The organism is Kineococcus rugosus (assembly GCF_050871975.1).
GTDB lineage: Bacteria > Actinomycetota > Actinomycetes > Actinomycetales > Kineococcaceae > Kineococcus.
In genome coordinates, this window is record NZ_JBJLSJ010000006.1 from 49,167 (window position 1) to 71,359 (window position 22,193).

Sequence of the window (22,193 nt, forward strand, 5' to 3'; positions counted from 1 at the left end):
CACTCGGCAGGTCCGCGCCGCACCTTGAGCGCCCGTCCGGGTGAACCCGCGATCGTGATCCGATCGTCACCTCGGGGCGTGGTCGGGGGCACCGCGCCGGGGCGGGGACACTGGCCCCGTGAGCACCCCGCACTCCTCGCACTGGGGCGCGTTCCGCGCGGAGGTCACCGGCGACGGGGTGCGCGTCAGCGCCCACCCCGACGACCCCGAGCCGTCCGCGCTGCTGGGCAACGTCGCCGTCGCCGCCACCCCCACCGCCCGCGTCCTGCGCCCGCACGTGCGGCGCGGGTGGTGGGAGGACGGCCCCGGCCCCGACGACCGCCGCGGCCGCGACGAGTTCCTGCCCGTCGCGTGGGACGACCTGCTGGACCGCGTCGCGGGGGAGTACCGACGGGTGCTGGACGCGCACGGCCCCCGCGCCGTGTTCGCCGGGTCCTACGGCTGGGCCAGCGCCGGCCGGTTCCACCACGCCCAGAGCCAGCTGCACCGGTTCTCGCACCTGCTCGGCGGCGCGGTCCGCTCCTCGTGGACCTACAGCCACGGCGTCGGCGAGGTCCTCCTGCCGCACGTCGTGGGCAGCCAGGAACCCCTGCTGTCGCCGACGTCCTGGGCCAGCGTCGAGGCGCACACCGACCTCGTGATCGCCGTCGGGGGGCTGCCCGCGAAGAACTCCGAGGTCGCCGCCGGCGGCATCACCCGCCACGAGGTCGCGGGCCGGCTGCGCGGGGCCCGCGCCCGCGGCGCCGAGTTCGTGCTCGTCTCCCCGCTGCGCGACGACCTGGCCGACGGGCTCGGCGCCCGCTGGCTGCCCGTGGTCCCCGGGACCGACGCGGCGCTGCTGCTGGCGATGTGCCACGTCCTGCTCACCGACGGGACGTACGACCGGGAGTTCCTGGCCCGCTGCACCGCCGGGCACGAGGAGTTCCTGGCGTCCCTGGCCGGCCGGACGCCGCAGTGGGCCGCGGCGATCACCGGGATCGCGGCCGCCGACATCGTCGACCTGGCCCGGCGCGCCGTCCGCGGCCGGACGATGGTGACGGTCAGCTGGTCCGTCGCCCGCACCCGGTTCGGCGAGCAGCCCCTGTGGGCGGCCATCGCGCTCGCCGCGATGATCGGCCAGATCGGCCTGCCCGGCGGCGGTTTCGGCCACGGGTACGCCTCCACCGGCGGCGTCGGGAAACGCACCGGCGCCCACCCGCTGCCGACGTTCCCGCAGTTCGCCGACCCGCTGCGGGTCCGCATCCCCGTCGCCCGCATCGCCGACGCGCTGCTGCACCCGGGGGAGCCGTACGAGGTCGACGGCCGCCGCGAGGAGTACCCGCACCTGCGGCTCGTGCACTGGGCCGGCGGGAACCCCTTCCACCACCACCAGGACCTGTCCCGGTTGCAGCGCGCGTTCCGCGCCGCCGAGACCGTCGTCGTCCACGAACCGTTCTGGACCTCCACCGCCCGGCACGCCGACATCGTGTTCGCCGCCACCACCACCCTGGAGCGCGAGGACGTCGGCGCCGCCCGCTACGACGACCGGCTCATCGCGATGGGCCGCGTCCACGCCCCCCTCGGCGAGGCCCGCGACGACTACGCCACCCTGTCCGGCCTGGCCGCCCGGCTCGGGACCGGCGAGCGGTTCACCGAGGGCCGCACGGCCCGGGAGTGGGTCGAGCACCTCTACGAGCAGTGGCGGACCGGCCCGGCCGCCCGCGCCGGGATCGACGCCCCGCCGTACCCGGAGTTCGTCGCGGCCGGCGAGTTCGCGCTGCCCGCCGAACCGGCCCCCAAGGTGATGTTCGCGAGCTTCCGCGCCGACCCCGCCCGGTTCCCGCTGCGCACCCCCAGCGGCCGACTGGAGCTGCACTCGGCGACCGTCGCGGGGTTCGGCTACGACGACTGCCCCGGCCACCCCGTCTGGCTGCCCCCCGAGGAGGTCCCGGACGCCGCGTTCCCGCTGCACCTGGTCGCGAACAACCCCGCGACCCGCCTGCACAGCCAGCTCGACCACGGTGCGACGTCGCAGGCCGGGAAGGTCGCCGGCCGCGAACCGGTCCGCATGCACCCCGCCGACGCCGCCGACCGCGGCCTCGCCGACGGGCAGGTCGTCGTGCTGCGCAGCCGCCGCGGCAGCTGCCTGGGCGGGCTCGTCGTCTCCGACGCCGTCCGGCGCGGTGTCGTGCAGATGTCCACCGGCGCCTGGTTCGACCCCGTCGCCGGGGCCGCGGCCGGGGTCACCTGCGGGCACGGGAACGTGAACGTCCTCACCCGCGACGTCGGGTCCTCCCGGCTCGCGCAGGCCTGCACCGGGCAGCACGCCACCGTGCAGGTCGAGGCGTTCACCGGGGTCCCGCCGCGGGTCACCGTGTTCGACGCGCCCTGAAACCCCCTCGCCCGGCCGGCGCCGGGCCCGCCACGATCTGAGGGTGCTGCCCACCGACCTGCACCCGTTCGCCGCGCTGCGCGTCCTCGCGCCCCACCCCGACGGCGACGTCGAGCTGCGCACCGGCGACCTCGACGGCCTTGTCGCCCTCGCCGCGGTCGCCGCCCGCGGTGTCCACGCCGACGGCGAGCAGCCGTTCGCGCACCCCTGGACCGACTGCGACCCCGCCGAGCGCGCCCGCCGCACCCTGCGCTGGCACCTCGCCGGCTGGGGCGGCTGGACCCCGCAGGACTGGCGGCTCGACGTCGTCGTCCGCCGCGGCGGCGTCGTCGTGGGCACCCAGTCGCTGGAGGCCACCGGTTTCGGGGTGCTGCGCGAGGTCGTCACCGGCTCCTGGCTCGGGCTGGAGCACCAGGGCCGCGGGACGGGGACGCCGATGCGCGCCGCCGTCCTGCACCTGGCCTTCGCCGGGCTGGGCGCGGTGAGCGCGCGCAGCGAGGCGTACCTGGACAACCCCCGCTCGCTGGGGGTCTCGCGCCGGCTGGGGTACCGCGACGACGGGCGGCAGCGGACGGTCCGCGCCGGCCGCGCCGCCGTCCAGCAGCGGTTCCGCCTCGACGCCGCCGACTGGGCCGCGACCCCCCGCCCGCGGGTGCGGCTCGACGGCCTCGACGCGACCCGGCGGGCGCTCGCATAGCGCGCCCGGAGCAGAACTTCAAGGATTCGCGTGTCGGATCGCCCGAACGTGTCGGCCCGCCGGGCGCGGTGGGGCATCATGGGGGTCCGAACACGGCGCGGCACCCGACGAGGGCGGTCGACGCCGCCGAGGCGCGGAGGTGCCGCAGGTGACCACCGAGGGATGGCCGGACGACAGGCTCACCTCATCCGACGTCCCGTCCCTCGTCCGTCACCACGCGGGACCGGCCGACGACCCGGATCGGTTCGAGCTGCTCGGGGAGGCCGACGGCGCCGACGAGGCGTGGCACGTCCTGGACCACCGGGCCGCCACCGGTGAGGCGCTGTTCACGCTCGCCGCCCTGCGCCCGGCCGCCGTTGCCGACCTCGAGGTCGTGCACGACGACGAGCAGGACGAGGCGCGCTCCCGCGAGCAGACCTGGCGCGAGCGCGCCGCCGGGCTGGCCCGCGTGCACCACCCCCGCCTCGCCGGGGTCGTCGCCACCTTCCGCGGGCCCGCCCCGCACCGCCCCGGGCAGGCCGGCACCGGACCGGAGTGGGACTACGCCGTCCTGGAGCAGGCCGCGGGGCGCTCGGTCGCCGACTGGCTGCGCGACGACCCCGGCGCCGACGTCGACGAGCGGTTCACCGTCCTGGCCACCGCCGCCAGCGTCCTGGCCGAGCTGCACCGCGGCTCCGAGGACGCGCCCCCGCTCGTGCACGGCGACATCACCCCCCGCTCGCTGCGGCTGGGCGGGTTCTGGCCCACCGACGGCGTCCGGCTCGCCGGGGCCAGCCTCGGCGGCCGCCGCGCCCAGGGCGTCTACACCGCCCCCGAGGTCCGGGCCGGGGCGCTGCCGTCCGCCGCCAGCGACGTCTTCGGGTTCGGCGCGACGTCGGTGTTCCTGCTCACCGGCATGCCCCCCGCGACCTCCCCGGACGGGGACGTCGACCCGTCCCTGGTGCGCCGCCAGCTCGGCGCGGCCGCCCTCACCGCACCCCACCCCGGGCTCGCGGACCTGCTGCTGCAGGCGCTGTCCCCGGACCCCGCCCAGCGCCCGGACCGGCTGCCCGCGTGGGTGAACGGGCTGCGCGCCTTCGTGGAGCCGCGCCCCTCGCTGGACCCGTACGACGACCTCGGCCACCGGGGGGCGACGGCGTTCGCCCCGGTGCCCGCCCACCGCAGCGCCCGGTCCCTGCCCAAGCGGCCGGTCGTCGTGGTCGTGGGGGCGCTGCTGCTGGCCACCGCGGGCACGGCCGTCGCCATCGCCGCCGTCCAGCAGGGCCGCCTCAAGGACGTGCCCAACCCGGTGGCGATCGTGCAGCCGCCGCAGGAGTCGACGCCGGTCCCGACGACGACGGTCCCGCAGCCGGCGACGACCGCGACGACACCGCGCGAGGAGACCACCGGCGCCGGGCAGGCGCCCTCGACGCGCCGCTCCCCGGGCGCCGGGCGGACCACCCCGGCCAGCCCGAGCGCGGTCCCGAGCAGCCCGGCGGCCGGCGAGCCGACGGGCCCGGCCGCGGGCGTCCCCGTCCCGGCCGGCACCGAGCAGGCGCCGCCCGCCCCCGTGGTGCCCCCGCCCGCCGTGCCGCCGGCCGAGACCCCGACGGCGACGGCGCCGCCGCCCGTCACCGGGCCCAGCACCCCGCCCCCCGCCCCGACGCCCACCCCGACGGCGCCGACGCCGACGCCCACCCCACCGGCCCCGACACCGCCGGCCCCGACGCCGAGCAGCCCTCCGCCGGTCGTCACCCCGCCCGTGGTCACGCTCCCGGGGCAGCCCCCGACGGGGGCACCGGCCCCGACGAGCACGGCCACGAGCACGGCCACGAGCACGGCCACGGCGACGAGCACCGCCACGAGCACGCCGACCCGTTCCTTCGACCCGTACGAGCCGCGGTCGGCGCCCACGGTCGTCGACGTCCCCGACGGCCCCTGACCCGCCCCGGGGCTCAGGCGGCCGAGCGCGTCCGGCCCCGCCCCTGCACCACGGCGCACACCGCGTACCCCGCGGCCAGCACCACCGCCACGGGCCCGAGCCGTCCGTCGTCGGGGACGAGGACGACGGCGGCCGCGCACGCCAGGCAGTACGTCACGTTGAACACCAGGTCGTAGGCGGTGAACACCCGCCCGCGGTAGGCGTCGTCGACGCTGCGCTGCACGACGGTGTCCACGCCGATCTTCGCGCCCTGGAACCCCAGCCCCAGCAGCCCGGCCGCGACCGCCAGCACCGGCTGCGACGTCGAGACGCCCACCAGCAGCTGCCCGGCGCCCGCGACCAGCAGGCACCCCGTGATCCACGGGTGCACCCGCCCGGGCCGCGCCCCCCACGGGGCCAGCACCGCCGCCAGCCCCGACCCGGCCGCGACCGCCGCCAGCAGCACCCCCAGCGCCGCCAGGCCCGCCGCCGGGTCCGCGGGGTCGGCCAGCACCTGCCGGCACAGCACCACCATCGCGACCGTCGTCAGCCCGAAGCACCAGCGGTGCCAGGCCACCAGGCCCAGGGCCGCCGCGGCGGGCACGCGCTCGCGCAGGTGCCGCACCCCGGCCGCCACGTCGCGGGCCGCCTCCCGCACGCCGCGCCGCGGCGCGCCCGTCCCCGGCGGCGGCCCCAGCAGCGGTCGCGGGAAGGTCAGCGCGACGGCCCCGGCCGCCGCGTACGCCAGGGCGGACACCACCAGCGCCCCGACCCCGGCGCCGGAACCGGTGCCCAGCCAGGCCGTCACCGCGACCGTGGCCGTCGCCCCCGCCCCGGCGGCCACCGTCCCCGACGTCGGGGTGATCGAGTTCGCGAGCACGAACCGCTCCGGGGCCACGACGTGCGGCAGCGCCGCCGACAGCCCCGCCAGCAGCGCGCGGTTCACCGACAGCACCGCCAGCGCCAGCACCCCGACCACCACGTCGGAGGCGCCCAGCCCCAGGGCCAGCGCCCCGGCCAGCGCCAGCGCCGCCCGCAGCAGGTTGCCGAACCCGAGCACGGACCGGCGCGGCCGGCGGTCCAGCAGCACCCCCGCCCACGGGCCCACGACCGTGAACGGCAGCAGCAGCACCGCGGAGGCGAACGCGACCGCCGCCGGGGTCGCCTGCCGCTCGGGGGAGAAGAAGAACAGCGACGCCAGGCCTGCCTGGAAGGCCCCGTCGGCCGCCTGCCCGGTCAGCCGGACGGCCATCAGCCGCAGGTACCGGCGGGTGCGGAGCAGGTCGCCCAGCTCGGGCAGGACGCCTCGGCGCAGCTCCCGGTCCAGCTCCTCGCGCGCCACGCTCGACACCGTAGCGACCGTGTGGAGGTGTGGTGCGGACCCGTCCGCGCCGCCGGGGACGGCGGGCCGCCCCCCGGCGGCTGCGCATACTGGACGGGGACCGGTGCCGCAGGACGCACCGGCGACTGCCGATGGAACGGCAGCACCGACGACTCCCCGATGCCGGAGGACCAGACCGCAGTGGCTTCGCGACGCCCCGCCCCCGTGCCGCCGAACCGGCCCCAGGCCCGACGCGGGCCGGCCCCCCGCGGTCGCGGCCCGGTCCGCCCGGCGCGCCGCCGCCCGCGCCGCCGCGCCGTCCTCGGCTGGCTGCTGGGCCTGGTCGCGGCGGGCTTCGTGCTGGCCGTGGGCGGGTTCGCCGCGGCCTACGCGCTGGTGAAGGTGCCGGACCCGAACGCGCTCGCCGACGCCCAGGTCAGCACCGTCTACTACGCCGACGGCACCACCGAGCTGGGGACGTTCGCGTCCCGCAACCGCGAGAACGTCACCCTCGACCAGGTCCCCGACCACGTGCAGAAGGCGATCCTCGCCGCCGAGGACCGCAGCTTCTACGAGAACCGCGGCGTCTCCCCGACCGGCATCGCGCGGGCGCTGTGGACGAACGTCACCGACGGCACCAGCCAGGGCGGGTCGACCCTGACCCAGCAGTACGTGAAGAACTACTACCTGACCGACGAGCAGTCGTACACGCGCAAGTTCAAGGAGTTCTTCATCTCCTTGAAGATCGACCAGCAGCAGACGAAGGACGAGACCCTCGTCAACTACCTCAACACCGTCTACTTCGGCCGCGGCGCGTACGGCATCCAGGCCGCCTCGCAGGCCTACTTCGGGGTGGACTCCTCCCAGCTGGACGTCTCCCAGGGCGCGCTGCTCGCGGCGCTGCTGAAGGGGCCCGGCAACTACGACCCCCGCAAGGGCGAGACGCAGGCCGCGAACGCGCGGTCCCGCGTCGACTACGTCCTGGACGGGATGGTCTCCCAGGGCTGGCTGACGGCCGCGGACCGGGCCGCGGCGGGCCTGCCCGAGACGATCGAGCCCAGCGGCAACGACAACCAGTGGGCCGGCACCAACGGGTACCTGCTGAAGACCGTCGAGGACGAGCTGACGGGGACCGTGGGGCTGAGCGAGGAGGACATCCAGCGCGGCGGCCTGAAGATCGTCACGACGTTCGACCCGAAGGCGCAGGCCGCGGCGGTGCAGGCCGTGCAGGACCAGCTGCCCTCGAAGCTGCCGGCGGGTTTCCACGTCGCGCTGTCGGCGATCGACCCGGCGACCGGCGGGGTGCGGGCGATGTACGGCGGGGCGGACTACCTCGCCACCCAGTGGAACGACGTCACGCAGGCCACCGCCCAGCCGGGGTCGACGTTCAAGCCGTTCGCGCTGGTCGCGGCGCTGGAGCAGGGGATCTCGCTGCGGACCACGTTCAACGGCGCCAACGGCCAGGAGGTCGACGGCAACCGGTTCCGCAACTTCGGCGACGAGAGCTTCGGCCGCATCGACCTCGTCACGGCGACCGAGCACTCGGTGAACACCGTCTACGCCCAGCTCAACGACCGCGTCACCCCCGCCGCGACCCGGGACGCGGCCGTCGCCGCCGGGTACCCGGAGGAGACTCCCGGCATCTCCGGTGACCAGTACATCTCGAACGTCCTGGGGACCTCCGCGCCGCACCCGATCGACGTGACCCAGGCGTACGCGACGTTCGCCGCGCAGGGCAAGCGCACCCAGTGGCACACCATCACCAGCATCGACGACTCCACCGGCACCCGGACCTACACCGCCTCGCCCACCGTCCAGCAGGCGTTCTCCAGCGACGTCGCGGCCGACACCACGTACGCCCTGGAGCAGGTCGTGAACTCCGGGACCGGGTCGTACGCCAAGCGGCTGAACCGGCCCGCGGCCGGCAAGACAGGCACGACGAACGACAACCTCGCCGCCTGGTTCGCGGGGTTCACCCCGGACCTGGCCGCGTCGGTGGCGCTGTTCCAGACCAGCGCCGACGGCACGAAGAACGTCTCCCTGGACCTCGGCGGCCGGGAGGTCACCGGCGGGTCGTACCCGGTGCGGATCTGGACGGCGTTCATGCGCGCCGCCCTCGACGGGACGCCGAAGTCGGACTTCCCCGACCGGGCGAACGTCGGCGGGACCCGCGGGTCCTCCGGCAGCGGCTCGACCTCCACGTCCACGTCGTCCTCGTCCACCTCGACCTCGACGGCCACCTCGACGGCGACGGACACCCCCACCGGCACCCCCACGGACACGCCCACCGACACCCCCACGGACACGCCCACCGGCACCCCGACGGACACCCCGACGGGCACGCCCACCGGACCGGCCACCCCGTCGTCGACGGCGGGTTCCTCGGCGGGCTCGACGGCCACCTCCACCCGCGGGTCCGCGGGCGGTGCCGCCGGCGGCGACCCGGACCTGCAGGACGCCGGGTCCGGCGAGGACGGCGCCGGGGCGGCGGCGGGCGCGGCGGCCACCGGGTAGGGGAAGCTGACGGGGTGAGCACGCAGACCCCGGACCCCGCGGACGTGCCGGCCCCCGCACCGTCGGTGCCGCCGACGAGGGTCGACCCCCTCGCCCGCGCCGGCAGCGAGGTCCTCGGCGGCCCGGCGGGCCGGCGCCTAGGCGGCGACGGCCCCTGGTGGGTGCGCGCGCTGCCCGTCTCGGTGCTGCTGGCCGCGGTGGCGTTCGCGGTCGGGGCGGTCACCAAGCACCACTGCCGGGCGCAGGGCTGGAACAGCCCCGACCAGTTCGTGCACGCCTGCTACTCCGACCTGCCGGTCGTCTACACGTCCTCGGGGCTGGCCTCCGGGCTCGGCCCGTACGCCGACGGCGTCTCCCTGGACCAGCCGCCCGTCACCGCCGTGCTGGCCTGGCTGGTGGCGCGGGTGGTGCCGCACGAGGTGACGGTCGCCGCCCAGCGCGCCTACTTCGACGTCGCGGCGGTGCTGCTGCTGCTGGCCGCGCTGACCGTCGTGGTGGCGGTGCGGGCGATGACGGGCCGCCGGCGCGGCTGGGACACCGTGCTGCTGGCCGTCAGCCCCGTCCTGGTGCTGACGAGCCTGCTGTCGTTCGACCTGGTCGCGGTGGCGCTGGCGACGGCGGGGCTGGCGTGCTGGGCCCGTCGCCGGCCCGTCGCCGCCGGGGTGCTGCTGGGGCTCGCGGTCGCGGCGCGCACGTACCCGGTGCTGCTGCTCGTCGCGATCGTGCTGCTGGCGGTGCGCTCGGGCCGGCGCCGCGCCGCGGGGGTGACGGTCGCGGTCGCGGCGGGCGCCTGGGCCGCGGTGAACGTGCCGTTCGCGCTGGCCGACGCCGACGCCTGGGCCGGGTTCGCCGGGGCCTTCCTCGCCCAGCGGGCCGGGTACGGGTCGCCGTGGGTGCTGCCGCAGCTGGTGCAGCAGGCCGTCGGCGCGAGCGGCGCCACCGGGCTGCCCGGGGGCGCCGTCGTGGTCCTGACCCTCGGGGCGTGGGTGGTGTGGACGCTGCTGGTGGCGGTGTTCGTGCTGTGGGCCCCGCGCCGGCCCCGGCTGGTGCAGGTCGCGTTCCTGCTGGTCGCGGGCTGCTGCGTGCTGGGCGCGGCCTTCCCGCCGCAGGCCTCGCTGTGGCTGCTGCCGCTGGCGGTGCTGGCGGTGCCCCGCTGGCGCGACCACCTCCTCTGGTGGGCGGCCGAGGCCGCCTACTTCGGGGCCGTGTGGGCGTTCATCGCGGGGCAGGCGAACACCGACCGGGCGCTGCCGCCGGAGCTGTACGCCCTCGTCCTGCTGGCCCGGCTGGCAGCGGTGGCCTGGCTGGTGGTGCAGGTGGTGCGCGACGTGCGGCACCCGGTCGACGACCCGGTCCGCGCGACCCGCGGCCTGGACGACCCCTCCGGAGGGGACTTCGACCGGGCCCCGGACGCCCTGGTCGTGCGGGTGGCGTGACGTCCCGGTCCCCCCGGGGGCGCGCGGGAGCGCCCGCTGTGGACGGCGGCCGGGCCGTGTCGGACCCGACCGGCACAGTGGACGTCGAAGGGCCGGTAGACTCGTGTGGTTCCCCGACCGTCCCGTGGCCCGGCCACGGGCGCGAGCGGGGGAGACACGCACCGAGACCCTCCTGCCACGGAGAGACCGTGGCCGCCTGAGACCGAAGGAGGTGGGGAATGAGCGCGCGTCAGTACGAGCTCATGGTGATCCTCGACGCGGAGCTGGAAGAGCGGACGGTCGCCCCGTCCCTCGAGCGCTTCCTCAACGTGGTTCGCCAGGGTGGTGGCGAGGTCGGCAAGGTCGACATCTGGGGCCGCCGCCGGCTCTCCTACGACATCAAGAAGAAGTCCGAGGGCATCTACGCCGTCGTCGAGCTCACCACCGAGCCGGCCGTGGCGCAGGAGCTCGACCGTCAGCTGAACCTCAACGAGAGCGTTCTGCGGACCAAGCTGCTGCGAGCCGAGGCTGCCTGATGGCGGGTGAGACCGTCATCACGCTGATCGGGAACCTCACGAACGACCCCGAGCTGCGCTTCACCCCCTCCGGGGCGGCGGTGGCCAACTTCACGGTCGCCTCGACCCCCCGCACGTTCGACCGCCAGTCGAACGAGTGGAAGGACGGCGAGACGCTGTTCATGCGCTGCGCGATCTGGCGCGAGGCGGCCGAGAACGTCGCCGAGTCCCTCACGCGCGGCAGCCGGGTCATCGTGACCGGGCGCCTGCAGTCGCGCACCTTCGACACGAAGGAGGGCGAGAAGCGCACCGTCATCGAGATGCAGGTCGACGAGGTCGGCCCGTCGCTGCGCTACGCCACCGCGAAGGTCAACAAGACCTCCCGCGGCGGTAGCGGTGGGGGCGGCGGCTTCGGCGGCGGCGGCGGTGGCGGGTTCTCCGGCGGCGGCAACGGCGGCGGCAACGCCGGCGGTGGCGGCGGCTGGGGCGGCGGCTCCGGCGGCGGCGCCCCGCAGCAGCAGGACGACCCCTGGGCCACCGGCCCGTCCGCCGGAGGTGGCTCCGGCGGCTGGGGTGGCGCGTCGAACGACGACCCGCCCTTCTAGTCGAAACACACCATTCCATCCCAGGTCTCGAAGCCTGGGCTCTCACGAGAGGGGAGCACCACGATGGCCAAGGTGCCCGTGCGCAAGCCCAAGAAGAAGCAGAACCCGCTGAAGGCCGCCAAGATCGAGGCGGTCGACTACAAGGACACGGCGCTCCTGCGCAAGTTCATCTCCGACCGCGGCAAGATCCGCGCGCGTCGGGTGACGGGCGTGTCCGTCCAGGAGCAGCGTCAGATCGCCAAGGCGATCAAGAACGCTCGCGAGATGGCGCTGCTGCCCTACAGCAGCTCCGCGCGCTGAGAAGGGGTCGCGAGATGAAGCTCATCCTCACCCACGAGGTCACCGGCCTCGGAACCCCCGGCGACGTCGTCGAGGTCAAGGACGGCTACGGCCGCAACTTCCTCCTCCCGCGCAACCTGGCCACCCCGTGGTCCAAGGGCGGGGAGAAGCAGATCGAGACGATCCGCAAGGCCCGCAAGGCCCGCGAGATCGCCTCCGTCGACGACGCCAAGGCCGTCAAGCAGTCGCTGGAGTCCCGCACGGTGGCCTTCGCCGCCCGCGCGGGCCGCGGTGGCCGCCTGTTCGGTGCCGTCACCCCGGCCGACGTCGCCCAGGCGGTCTCGGCCGCCGGTGGCCCGTCGATCGACAAGCGCAAGGTCGAGCTCCCGCAGCCGATCAAGACGACGGGGACCCACAAGGCCCTCGTCCGCCTGCACGCGGACGTCTCCGCGACGGTGACCATCGACGTCGTCGAGGCCACCGCCTGAGGCGGGTCCTGCCGCACGAACCGGAGGCCGGTCGCACCCACGGGTGCGGCCGGCCTCCGGCGTTCCGGGCCCCCGCCCCGTCAGCCCACCCCGTCAGCCCTCCCGTCAGCCCGCGGCGTCCGCCCGCAGCGGCGGGCACGTCCCGCCCGGGACGGTGAGCAGCTCGTAGTGCCAGACCTCGTTGGCGTACACCTGGCACAACCCGAACCGCGCCCCGTGCTCGGCCATCCAGTAGGCCGCGCCGGTGGGACCCACGTCCACGGCCTCGCCCCGCACGTGCCGGGACGCGTCGGGGGTGGCCACCCAGCGGGCGGCCTCCTCACGGCTGCCGTACCGCTGCACGGCGTCCCGCAGCAGCTCGGCCTGGTACTCCCGGCTGCGCCAGCCGCTCGTCACCAGCACCTCCACGCCGTCGGCCGCCGCCGCCGCGCCGGCCGCCCCCAGCGCCTCGCGCAGGGCCGGGTCCAGGCGGGCGACCGCGGGGTGACCGGTGTCGCCGACGGTCACCCGCGCGTCCCCCACGCGGCCGTCGTCCGGGGCCCCACCACCGTGCAGGACCGCGACGGCGACCCCCGCGGCGAGCAGTCCGGCCGGCAGCGCCCACAGCGCCCGGGTCACCGGGCGCACCGGGGGACGGGGAAGGGTCTTCTCGCTGAGCACGCGGCCCAGTGCACCGGCCCGGGGTTTCCGCGGGCGTCTGCGTTTCCGCAGACACCGACGAAACACCCGCCCCCGTACGGTGGGGGAGTGCGCGTGCTGGTCGTGGAGGACGAGACGTACCTCGCGGAGGCCCTCCGCGACGGGCTGCGGCTGGAGGCCATCGCGGCCGACCTCGCCGGCGACGGCGGCCACGCGCTGGAACTGCTCGCCCGCAACGCCTACGACGTCGTCGTCCTCGACCGGGACCTGCCCGTCCTGCCCGGCGACGAGGTCGCCCGCCGGATCGCCGCCGCGGGCACCGGACCCCGCGTCCTCATGCTCACCGCGGCCGACCGCCTCGACGACAAGGTCAGCGGGTTCGAGGTGGGCGCCGACGACTACCTCGTGAAGCCGTTCGCGATGCGCGAGCTCGTCGTCCGGTTGCGGGCGCTGGCCCGGCGCTCGCAGGAGGGCCGGCCGCCGGTGCTGGAGGGCCACGGCGTGCGGCTGGACCCGTTCCGGCGCGAGGTGTCCCGCGAGGGCCGCCACGTGGCCCTGACCCGCAAGCAGTTCGCCGTGCTGGAGGTGCTCATGGGCGCCGGTGGCGGGGTGGTCAGCGCCGAGACCCTGCTGGAACGGGTGTGGGACGAGCACGCCGACCCCTTCACCAACGCGGTGCGGATCACGATGTCCACCCTGCGCAAGCGCCTGGGGGAACCCGCCGTGCTGCACACCGTCCCCGGCGTCGGCTACCGGTTCGGGGACGCGGGGCCCACCCCGTGACGCCGCGCCGGCCCGGCCTGAGCATCCGCGTGAAACTCACCCTGAGCTACGCCGGGTTCCTCGTCGTCGCGGGGCTGGTCACCGGGCTGGTCGGGCTGGTGGTGCTGCGGTACGTCCCCGACACCCACCTCCAGGTCACCCGCGGCGGCGGTTTCGCACCCAGCCGGTCGGACCTGCTGGCCGCGGCCGCACCGCTGTTCGCCGCCGGCCTGGGGGTGCTGGCCCTGGTCGGCCTGCTCGGCGGGTGGGTCCTGGCGGGCCGGGTCCTGCGACCGCTGGAGCAGATCTCCCGGGCGGTGCGGCGGGCGGGGGAGGGGTCGCTGTCGCACCGCGTCGCGCTGCCCGGGCGCCGGGACGAGCTGCGCGACCTGGCCGACGGCCTGGACGACGTGCTGGACCGGCTGGAGCGGGCGTTCGGGGAGCAGCGCCGGTTCACGGCCAACGCCTCGCACGAGCTGCGGACCCCGGTGGCGACCGTGCGCGCGATGCTGGAGGTGGCGCGGGCCGACCCCGGCGGCCGGGACGTCGAGGCCCTGCTGGCCCGCCTGGCCGAGGTCAACGACCGCCAGGCCGCCACCCTGGAGGCGGTGCTGCAGCTCGCCCACGCCGAACGGGCCCTGGAGCGGACCGTGCCCTGCGACCTGGTCGAACTGCTCGAGGACGCCCTCGGGGAGCTCCCGGCCGACGCCGTCGTCGACCTCGACGTGCCCGCGACGCCCGTCCTGGTGCCGGGGGACCCCGTGCTGCTGGAGCACCTCGTGGGCAACCTCGTGCGCAACGCGGGCCTGCACGGCTGGGGCGACGAGGTCCGCGCCGGGGTGCGGCGCGAGGGCCCCCGCGCCGTGCTGGAGATCTCCAACGCCGGTCCCGAGCTGGACCCGGACTCGGTGGCCGCGCTCGCCGAACCCTTCGTCCGCGGTGCCGGGCGCAGCCGCGGCGCCGGGGGCAGCGGCCTGGGCCTGGCGATCGTGGGGTCGGTGGCCCGCACCCACTCCGGCACCGTGCGGCTGACCCCGCGGGCGGGCGGCGGGCTGACCGTCCGGGTCGTCCTCCCCGCCGCGCCGCCGCCGAGTTAGGTTAGGGTGACCTGTCCTCGTCGTCAGCGGAAGGTCCGTCGTGCCGTTCTCCCGTCGTCAGCTGGTCCTGGGGGCCGTCGGCGCCCTCGCCACCACCTCGGCCTGCAGCGGCGGCGCCGAACCCGGGGCCGCGCCGGGCACCGGGCCGGGCGGCGGGTCGGCCCCCGCGCCGCAGCGCGTGGTCGCGCTGGGCTGGGGGGACGCCGAGACCGCGCTGGCCCTGGGGGTCCAGCCCGTCGGAGCCTCGGACTGGCTGGCGTTCGGCGGGGAGGGCGTCGGCCCGTGGGCCGCGGGCCTGTACGACGCGCCGCCGCAGCTCATCGGCACCCTCGAACCGTCCTACGAGGCGATCGCCGCGCTGGAACCCGACCTCATCCTCGACGTGAAGAGCTCCGGGGACCGCGAGCGGTACGACACGCTGTCCGGCATCGCGACCACGGTCGGCGTCCCGGCCGGGTCGGAGAACTACCTGACCTCCCAGCAGGACCAGGTGACCGTCATCGCCGAGGCGCTCGGCCGGGCCGAGGAGGGGCAGCGGCTGCTCGCCGGGATCGACGAGGCGTTCGCCGCCGCGGCCGCCGCGCACCCGCAGTGGGAGGGCGCGACGTTCACCGCCGCCTCCCGCACCACCCGGGGCTGGGGCGCCTACGTCGCCGGCAGCGAGCGGGTGCGGTTCGCCGAGCGGCTGGGGTTCGTGCAGAACCCGGCCGTCGCCGCGCTCCCGGTCGGCGAGACCGGTTTCAGCGTCCAGATCTCCGCCGAGCAGCTCGAGGTGGTCGACGCCGACGTCGTGGTGGTCTTCCCCATCGGCGTCCCGGAGCAGGAGGTCCTGGCCGACCCGGTCCTGGCCTCGGTGCCCGCCGCCGCGGCCGGCCGCCTGCTCGTGTTCGAGCGCGACCTGGCCGCGGCCTACTCCCTCAGCTCCGTGCTGTCGACGCGGTGGGCGCTGGACCGGGTCGTCACCCGGCTGGAGGGGCTCGGCGACCTGCCCTGACGCTCAGGGCCGGGTGCGGGCGAAGATCGTCGAGACGGCCCCCATCACCGCGTCCGCGCCGGCCTGGTCGACGGGCAGGGAGGTGACCGCCACGGTGACCGCCCGCCCGTCGTCGGTGGCCCACCCCCGCGTCTCGCACCCGAAGATGTCCCCGCCGTGCCCCCACCCCTGGCCGCCGCCGGGGAGCGGGAAGCTCATGAGGCCCAGGCCGTACCCGGCGCCGGGGAACTCCTCGGCGGGCACCGTGGTGCGCATCTGGTCCAGCAGCGCGGCGTCGAGCAGGTCGCCGCGCAGCAGGGCCACCGCGAACCGGTTGAGGTCGCTGGGGGAGGCGATCACCGCACCGGCCGCCCACGCCGTGGACGGGTCGAACTCGGTGAACTCCGTGCGGTTCCCGGCGGCGTCGACGAGGTACCCCTCGGGGTGCTCGCCGCGGTAACCGAGTTCACCGACCGCGGGGACGTACGTGTGCTGCAACCCCAGCGGGTCGATGACGCGGCGGTGGACCTCCTCCGACCACGGGCGGCCGGTGACCGCCTGCAGCAGCAGCCCCGCGACGGTGTAGTTCGTGTTCGAGTAGGACCACTTCGCGCCCGGCGCGAACTCCGCCGGCATCGCCAGCGCGTCGTCGAGCAGGTCGCGCGGGTCGGCGTAGCGGTAGCGGAACGCGGCGGGGTCGTCGGCCCACCGCGCCGTGTAGTTCGGCAGGCCGCTGGTGTGCTGCAGGACCTGCCGGACGGAGATCTGCCGCCCGTCGATCCCGTCGCCGCGCAACAGGTTCGGCAGGTGCTCCTCGACCTCGCCGTCGAGGTCAACCCTGCCCTCGCCGACGAGCTGCAGCAGCGCGACGGCCGTGAACGTCTTGGTGTTGCTGCCGATCCGCACCTCCCCGTCCACGGGGACGCGTTCCCCGGCGACGTAGTTGCGGACCGTCCCGTCGGCGTCGCGCAGCGAGGCCAGCGCCCCGGGGAAACCCCGGGCGACCAGCGCGTCCAGCGCGCCGGACACCTCGTCGCGGGGCTGGGCGGCGGCGGTGCTCACGACACCGCTCGAGACGGTCCCGGCGGCGGCCAGCCCGGCGAGGCCGGCCAGCGCGGTGCGGCGGGTGGGGGTCGAGGTGGGCACGGGGTTTCTCCTCCACGGGTTGCCTGCGGTGTGCTCCGACCCTCCCGCGGGCGCGCCGCGACCACGAGGGAGCGACCCCGCCGGACCGGGGTGGGGTTCCCCCCACCCTCAGCGCAGGCTCGCCCCGGTCACCACCCAGGCGTCGTCGCGCTCGCGGCGGACCAGCGTCACCAGCCGCGCCAGGGTGTAGACCCCGGCGAAGGCGATCCACAGCCACACCAGCCCGGCGATCCCGGACGGCGCGAACCACAGCACCGCCAGGGCGGCCGGCGCGTAGCAGAGCAGCGTCACGACCCCGGCCCGGGCCAGGTAGCGCCCGTCGCCGGCGCCGATGAGGACGCCGTCGAGGACGAACACCCAGCCCGCGGCGGGCAGGCACACCGCGAGCACCACCAGCGCCGCCGTCAGGTGGGCGCGCACGTCGGCGCCGGGGGCGAAGAACCCCGCGATCAGCGGGCTGCCGAACCCGATGAGCAGCCCGAGCACGACCCCGACCCCCACGCCCCACTGCGCCATGCGGCGGACCGTGACGCGCACCCCGCCGACGTCCCCGGCGCCCAGGGACCGCCCGACGAGGGCCTGCGCGGCGATGGCCAGGGCGTCCAGCGCCAGCGCGGTCGTCGTCCAGACGGTGTTCGCGACCTGGTGCGCGGCGATGCCCGCGTCGCCCTGGGCGGCGGCGACGTACGTCGTGAGCAGCGCCGCGACGCGCAGGGTGACGGTCCGCACGAGCAGCGGCACCCCGTCGAGGGCGTTGCGCAGGACCCCGAGGGGGTGGGGGCGCACGCGGGCGCCGGTCCGCAGCACCCCGCGTGCGACGACGACGGCCAGGACGAGCGCCATGAGCAGCTGCGTGGCGGCCGTCCCGACGGCCGACCCGGCGATGCCCCAGCCGGCGCCGTGCACGAGGACGACGTTCAGCACGGCGTTCAGGACGGCCCCGCCGGCCGCCACGACCAGCGGGGTCCGGGTGTCCTGCAGCCCGCGCAGGACCCCCGTGGCGGCCAGCACGACGAGCATCCCGGGCAGCCCCGGCAGGCTCCAGCGCAGGTAGGTCAGCGCGTGCGGGCGGGCGGCGTCGCTGACCCCGAGCAGGTCCACGAGCGGTCCGGCGGCGGCCCACGTCCCGGCGGCCACGAGGACGCCGAGGCCCAGGGCCAGCCACATCCCGTCGACGCCCTGGCTCAGCGCCCCCCGCAGGTCCCCGGCGCCGACGCGGCGGGCGACGGCCGCGGTGGTGCCGTAGGCGAGGAAGACGAAGACGCTGACGGCGGTCGTCAGGACGGCCCCGGCGATCCCCAGACCGGCCAGGGGGAGGGTGCCCAGCCGGCCGACGATGGCGGAGTCGGCGAGGAGGAACAGCGGCTCGGCGACCAGGGCGCCCAGGGCCGGGACGGCCAACCGGAGGATCTCGGCATCACGCGGGGTGACCTTGAGTGCGCTCGACAGAGCGTTACCAAACCGCAACAGGACCGGCTTCCTCTCATCCGAACGGGTCTTTTCGTCTCCACACCTGGTGGACAACCTGTGGGTAGACATCGTCGCAGGTCAGGGGCGTGGACCGGGTCCGCCGGGGCCGGTCCGGGTCCCGATCCACCGGGTTGTCCCCAGCCTTGTCCACCCCCTGTGCACAACGGTCCCCACCTCATCCACAGGCTGTCCACCGGCCTGTGCACAGGGCGGTTTGACCTGCCCCTCGGTCGTCGGACAGTGTGCCCGCAGGACGTGTCGGAGCCGTCCTCTAGACCTGGGTCGAGGGATCGTCACGGGGGCGACTCCGGGGGGAAGAGGGGCAGTTCACCAGTGACCACCTACGACGAGCCCCCGGCCGACTTCGGACCCCCCGACGACGGCGACCGCTTCCCCGGCGGCGGCGGGGGTGGCGGCGGTCGCGGCGGCAAGCGCGGCCGCGGCGGGGACCGCGGCGGCGACCGCGGCGAGCCCCCGTCCTTCGACCGGATGCCGCCGCAGGACATCGCCGCCGAGCAGGGCGTCCTCGGCGGCATGATGCTGTCCAAGGACGCGATCGCCGACGTCGTCGAGGTCATCAAGAGCCAGGACTTCTACCGCCCGGCCCACGAGCTGATCTACGACGCGATCCTCGACCTGTACTCCCGCGGCGAACCGGCCGACCCCGTCACCGTCTCCGCCGAGCTGACCAACAAGGGCGAGCTCAGCCGCGTCGGCGGCACCCCCTACCTGCACGACCTCATCTCCACCGTCCCCACCGCCGCCAACGCCGCCTTCTACGCCCGCATCGTCGGCGAGCGCGCCGTCCTGCGCCGCCTCGTCGAGGCCGGCACCCGCATCGTGCAGATGGGCTACGGCGCCGACGGCATGGACGTCGAGGCGGTCGTCAACAGCGCCCAGGCCGAGATGTACGCCGTCACCGAGAAGCGCACCAAGGAGGACTACGCCGTCCTCGGCGACGTCATCGAGGGCACCATCGACGAGATCGAGGCCAGCTCCCACCGCGGCGAGGGCATGGTCGGCGTCCCCACCGGCTTCGCCGACCTCGACAGCCTCACCAACGGCCTGCACCCCGGGCAGATGATCGTCATCGCCGCCCGCCCGGCGGTCGGGAAGGCGCTCGCCCTCGACACCCCGCTGCCCACCCCCACGGGCTGGACGACGATGGGCGAGGTCGCCGTCGGTGACGAGCTGATCGGCGCCGACGGCGAGCCGACCCGCGTCGTCGCCGCCACCGAGGTCATGCACGGCCGCCCCTGCTACGAGGTGCGCTTCTCCGACGGCAGCGCGATCGTCGCCGACGCCCAGCACCAGTGGGCCGTCGACCGCGACGGCCGTCCGCAGGTCGTCACCACCGAGGACCTCCTGACCGCTTCCTCCGCCGGGAACTCCCCGCTGATCGCGCCGGTCCTCGGCCGGGGGGAGTTCCACGAGGTCCGCGAGGTGCGCCCGGTCGACTCCGTCCCGGTCCGCTGCGTCGAGGTCTCCAGCGAGGACCACCTCTACCTCGCCGGGCCCTCGCGCGTCCCCACCCACAACTCCACCCTCGGGCTCGACATCGCCCGCGCCGCCTCCATCAAGCACGGCCTCGCGTCGGTCATCTTCTCCCTGGAGATGGGCCGCAACGAGATCGCGATGCGCCTGCTGTCCGCCGAGGCGCGCGTCCCGCTGCAGAAGATGCGCAAGGGCACCATGGACGACGCCGACTGGACCCGCTTCGCGCGGACCATGGGGTCCATCAACGAGGCGCCCCTCTACATCGACGACTCGCCGAACATGTCGCTCATGGAGATCCGCTCCAAGTGCCGGCGCCTGAAGCAGCGCGCCGACCTCAAGCTCGTCATCGTCGACTACCTCCAGCTCATGACGTCCGGCAAGCGCGTCGAGAGCCGCCAGCAGGAGGTCTCGGAGTTCTCCCGCGCGCTGAAGCTGCTGGCGAAGGAGATCGAGGTCCCCGTCATCGCGCTGTCGCAGCTGAACCGCGGTCCGGAGCAGCGCACCGACAAGCGGCCGATGGTCTCGGACCTGCGCGAGTCCGGGTGCCTCACCGGCGAGACCCGCGTGCTGCGGGCCGACACCGGCGCGGAGACCACCCTGCAGGAACTGCTCGACCAGCAGGCCCGCGACGTCCCCGTGTGGGCCCTGGACGAGTCCCTGCGCTACGTCCGCCGCCACCTCACCCACGTCTTCCCCACCGGGCGCAAACCCGTGTTCCGCCTCCGGACGGCGTCCGGCAAGGAGGTCCGCGCCACGGGCAACCACCCGTTCCTCACCCTCGACGGCTGGAAGCCCCTCGACGCGCTGCGCTCCGGGCAGCAGGTCGCCGTCCCGCGCCACGTCCCGGCGCCCGAACGCCTCACCGCGTGCGACGACGACCGGGTCGTCTCGCTGGCGCGGGCGCTCGCGGACGGGGCAGCGTCCGGCGCGTCGGTGCCCCTGGAGGTGCCCGGGCTGCCCAAGCGGCAGGTCGCGCTGTTCCTGTCCCACCTGTGGGCCGGGCTCGGTGCCGTCGCACCCGCGGACGGTGCGGTGCGGCTCGGGCCGGCGCCCCGTCGCCTCCTCGACGACGCCGCCCGGTTGCTGCTGCGGTTCGGGATCACCGTCGCCGTGCGCCCCGAGGACGGCGCGGACGGCGCCACCTTGGAGATCACCGGCCGTGACGACATCCGCCGCTTCCTGCGGGAGGTCGGTGTCCACGGTCGGTTCGGTGCCGAGTCCGAGGCCCTGGCGGCCGAGGTGGCAGGGCGTGGCCGTGAGGCCCTCGCCGACCCCGTCCGGCTCGCCGACGAGCTGCGGGGTTCCTTCACCGCCCACGCCGGCGGCGGCCTGGCCACCGTCGTCGAAGTCCTGCGCGACGCCGACCTCGACGTGCACGCCGTCAACGACGTCCTGTGGGACGAGGTCGTCGCCATCGAGCCCGACGGCGAGGAGCAGGTGTACGACGCGACGGTCGTCGGTGGCCACAACTTCGTCGCCAACGGCATCGCCGTCCACAACTCCATCGAACAGGACGCCGACATGGTGATCCTGCTGCACCGCGAGGACATGTACGAGAAGGAGTCCCCCCGCGCGGGGGAGGCGGACTTCATCGTCGCCAAGCACCGCAACGGCCCGACCGACACCATCACCGTCGCGTTCCAGGGGCACTACTCGCGGTTCGTGGACATGGCGACCTGAGGTCCGGCCACCAGCACGTGCCCGGTCTCGGCGTCCCAGTCGCCGGGGTCGCCGTCGAGGGTGGTGGTCTCCACTCGCACGCACAGGCCGTGGCGGGTGGCGAGCTCGACGGCGGGCCCGGTCTGGTCCTCGTCGAGCTCGACGAACACCCGCCCGCGCGGGGACAGCCAGGTCCCGGCCGCGGCGAGGACGCGGCGCAGCACCGCGAGCCCGTCGGCGCCGCCGTCGAGGGTGGAGCGGTCCTCGTGCTCGCGCATCTCCACGGGCAGGTGCGCGATCCGCCCGCTCGGGACGTAGGGGACGTTCGCGACCACGACGTCGAGGCGCCCGCGCAGCTGCGGGGGCAGGGCGGTGAACAGGTCGCCCTCGTGGACGTGGGCGCCGGGCAGGTTGCGGCGGGCGCAGGCCACCGCGGCGGGGTCGAGGTCGGCGGCGTGCACGGTCAGCCCCGGCACCCGGTCGCTCAGCGCGCCGATCAGCGCCCCGGTCCCGCAGCACAGGTCCAGGGCCACGTCGCCGGGCCGGGCGTGGGCGGCGGCGACGTCGACGAGGAACCCGCTGCGGTGCCGGGGGACGAACACGCCCGGGGCGATCGCGTAGCGGCGACCGCCGAACCCCGCCCAGCCCAGGACGTCCTCGAGCCGCTCCCCGGCGGTGCGCCGGGCCACGAGCGCCTCGAGGTCCCCGCCGGCGGCGCGCAGCAGACCGGCCTCACGCTCGGCGAAGACGCAGCCCGCGGCCCGCAGCCGGTCGACCAGATCCACGCGGGGGAGTCTGGCAGCCCCCGTCCGGCCCACCCCGGGCCCCGGGCCCGGAACATCCCG

General features: G+C 75.9%; 18 protein-coding genes. 13 read left to right on the plus strand and 5 right to left on the minus strand.

The annotated features are described in order from the left end of the window. Window positions 1–118: 118 nt before the first annotated feature. The 3 genes from ACRYM6_RS04535 to ACRYM6_RS04545 all read left to right on the plus strand — a co-directional run bounded on the left by ACRYM6_RS04535 (window position 119) and on the right by ACRYM6_RS04545 (window position 4,989). Window positions 119–2,371 carry a molybdopterin-dependent oxidoreductase gene (locus tag ACRYM6_RS04535; protein ID WP_432541494.1) on the plus strand — a complete coding sequence of 751 codons (2,253 nt, stop codon included), beginning with the start codon at window positions 119–121 and terminating at the stop codon, window positions 2,369–2,371. 43 nt (window positions 2,372–2,414) lie between these two features. After that, a complete protein-coding gene (locus ACRYM6_RS04540; RefSeq protein WP_432541495.1) occupies window positions 2,415–3,068 on the plus strand; it encodes a GNAT family N-acetyltransferase in 654 nt (217 codons plus the stop codon). Between the two features lie 148 nt (window positions 3,069–3,216). Then, window positions 3,217–4,989 carry a serine/threonine-protein kinase gene (locus ACRYM6_RS04545; protein ID WP_432541496.1) on the plus strand — a complete coding sequence of 591 codons (1,773 nt, stop codon included), beginning with the start codon at window positions 3,217–3,219 and terminating at the stop codon, window positions 4,987–4,989. Between the two features lie 13 nt (window positions 4,990–5,002). Here ACRYM6_RS04545 and ACRYM6_RS04550 read toward each other — a convergent pair whose 3' ends face one another. Then, entirely contained in the window at window positions 5,003–6,310 is a 1,308-nt protein-coding gene (locus ACRYM6_RS04550) for an MFS transporter (protein ID WP_432541497.1), read from the minus strand. Between the two features lie 180 nt (window positions 6,311–6,490). On the opposite strand from ACRYM6_RS04550, the gene ACRYM6_RS04555 reads away from it, so the two are divergent. The 6 genes from ACRYM6_RS04555 to rplI all read left to right on the plus strand — a co-directional run bounded on the left by ACRYM6_RS04555 (window position 6,491) and on the right by rplI (window position 12,105). Beyond that, window positions 6,491–8,803, plus strand: a complete 2,313-nt coding sequence (locus ACRYM6_RS04555; protein ID WP_432541498.1) for a transglycosylase domain-containing protein — start codon at window positions 6,491–6,493, stop codon at window positions 8,801–8,803. 14 nt (window positions 8,804–8,817) lie between these two features. Beyond that, the gene (locus ACRYM6_RS04560; protein ID WP_432541499.1) at window positions 8,818–10,239 is read left to right on the plus strand and encodes a glycosyltransferase 87 family protein; all 1,422 of its coding nucleotides are present in this window, start codon (window positions 8,818–8,820) and stop codon (window positions 10,237–10,239) included. Window positions 10,240–10,457: 218 nt separating this feature from the next. Beyond that, window positions 10,458–10,754 (plus strand): 30S ribosomal protein S6, encoded by a 297-nt coding sequence (gene rpsF / locus ACRYM6_RS04565; RefSeq protein ID WP_106215020.1) that lies wholly within the window; start codon window positions 10,458–10,460, stop codon window positions 10,752–10,754. Next, window positions 10,754–11,338 carry a single-stranded DNA-binding protein gene (locus tag ACRYM6_RS04570; protein WP_432541500.1) on the plus strand — a complete coding sequence of 195 codons (585 nt, stop codon included), beginning with the start codon at window positions 10,754–10,756 and terminating at the stop codon, window positions 11,336–11,338. Before rpsF ends, ACRYM6_RS04570 begins: the two co-directional genes overlap by 1 nt. A gap of 63 nt (window positions 11,339–11,401) precedes the next feature. Beyond that, complete coding sequence (gene rpsR, locus ACRYM6_RS04575) at window positions 11,402–11,638, plus strand: 30S ribosomal protein S18 (protein WP_012085900.1); 237 nt, start codon at window positions 11,402–11,404, stop codon at window positions 11,636–11,638. Between the two features lie 14 nt (window positions 11,639–11,652). Beyond that, window positions 11,653–12,105 (plus strand): 50S ribosomal protein L9, encoded by a 453-nt coding sequence (gene rplI / locus ACRYM6_RS04580; RefSeq protein WP_432541501.1) that lies wholly within the window; start codon window positions 11,653–11,655, stop codon window positions 12,103–12,105. A 105-nt stretch (window positions 12,106–12,210) separates the two neighbouring features. Here the strand turns inward: rplI and ACRYM6_RS04585 are convergent, their stop codons facing one another. Then, a complete protein-coding gene (locus ACRYM6_RS04585; RefSeq protein WP_432541502.1) occupies window positions 12,211–12,765 on the minus strand; it encodes a M15 family metallopeptidase in 555 nt (184 codons plus the stop codon). An 87-nt stretch (window positions 12,766–12,852) separates the two neighbouring features. Between ACRYM6_RS04585 and ACRYM6_RS04590 the strand changes: the two genes are divergently transcribed. Genes ACRYM6_RS04590 through ACRYM6_RS04600 form a run of 3 tightly spaced genes read left to right on the plus strand, consistent with a single transcriptional unit; the run spans window position 12,853 to window position 15,597 of the window. After that, window positions 12,853–13,527, plus strand: a complete 675-nt coding sequence (locus ACRYM6_RS04590; protein ID WP_432541503.1) for a response regulator transcription factor — start codon at window positions 12,853–12,855, stop codon at window positions 13,525–13,527. Between the two features lie 29 nt (window positions 13,528–13,556). Beyond that, the gene (locus tag ACRYM6_RS04595) at window positions 13,557–14,603 is read left to right on the plus strand and encodes a sensor histidine kinase (protein WP_432541504.1); all 1,047 of its coding nucleotides are present in this window, start codon (window positions 13,557–13,559) and stop codon (window positions 14,601–14,603) included. Between the two features lie 40 nt (window positions 14,604–14,643). Further along, window positions 14,644–15,597 carry an ABC transporter substrate-binding protein gene (locus ACRYM6_RS04600; RefSeq protein ID WP_432541505.1) on the plus strand — a complete coding sequence of 318 codons (954 nt, stop codon included), beginning with the start codon at window positions 14,644–14,646 and terminating at the stop codon, window positions 15,595–15,597. Window positions 15,598–15,600: 3 nt separating this feature from the next. Here ACRYM6_RS04600 and ACRYM6_RS04605 read toward each other — a convergent pair whose 3' ends face one another. Together ACRYM6_RS04605 and ACRYM6_RS04610 are read right to left on the minus strand one after the other, a co-directional pair. After that, window positions 15,601–16,722: a serine hydrolase domain-containing protein gene (locus tag ACRYM6_RS04605; protein WP_432541507.1), complete on the minus strand. Its 1,122-nt coding sequence runs from the start codon at window positions 16,720–16,722 to the stop codon at window positions 15,601–15,603. 108 nt (window positions 16,723–16,830) lie between these two features. Continuing rightward, window positions 16,831–18,123, minus strand: a complete 1,293-nt coding sequence (locus ACRYM6_RS04610; protein ID WP_432541509.1) for an MATE family efflux transporter — start codon at window positions 18,121–18,123, stop codon at window positions 16,831–16,833. 558 nt (window positions 18,124–18,681) lie between these two features. Between ACRYM6_RS04610 and dnaB the strand changes: the two genes are divergently transcribed. After that, window positions 18,682–21,369: a replicative DNA helicase gene (dnaB, locus tag ACRYM6_RS04615; protein ID WP_432541618.1), complete on the plus strand. Its 2,688-nt coding sequence runs from the start codon at window positions 18,682–18,684 to the stop codon at window positions 21,367–21,369. Here dnaB and ACRYM6_RS04620 read toward each other — a convergent pair. Continuing rightward, on the minus strand, window positions 21,339–22,133 hold the full coding sequence (locus tag ACRYM6_RS04620; RefSeq protein ID WP_432541510.1) for a putative protein N(5)-glutamine methyltransferase: 795 nt from the start codon (window positions 22,131–22,133) through the stop codon (window positions 21,339–21,341). The genes dnaB and ACRYM6_RS04620 overlap by 31 nt on opposite strands. Window positions 22,134–22,193: the final 60 nt, after the last annotated feature.

Bases quoted from the DNA above. Each gene is read 5' to 3' on its own strand.
- ACRYM6_RS04570 (WP_432541500.1), top strand. From the start codon at position 10,754: ATGGCGGGTGAGACCGTCATCACGCTGATCGGGAACCTCACGAACGAC.
- rpsR (WP_012085900.1), top strand. From the start codon at position 11,402: ATGGCCAAGGTGCCCGTGCGCAAGCCCAAGAAGAAGCAGAACCCGCTG.
- dnaB (WP_432541618.1), top strand. From the start codon at position 18,682: ATGCCGCCGCAGGACATCGCCGCCGAGCAGGGCGTCCTCGGCGGCATG.
- rpsF (WP_106215020.1), top strand. From the start codon at position 10,458: ATGAGCGCGCGTCAGTACGAGCTCATGGTGATCCTCGACGCGGAGCTG.
- rplI (WP_432541501.1), top strand. From the start codon at position 11,653: ATGAAGCTCATCCTCACCCACGAGGTCACCGGCCTCGGAACCCCCGGC.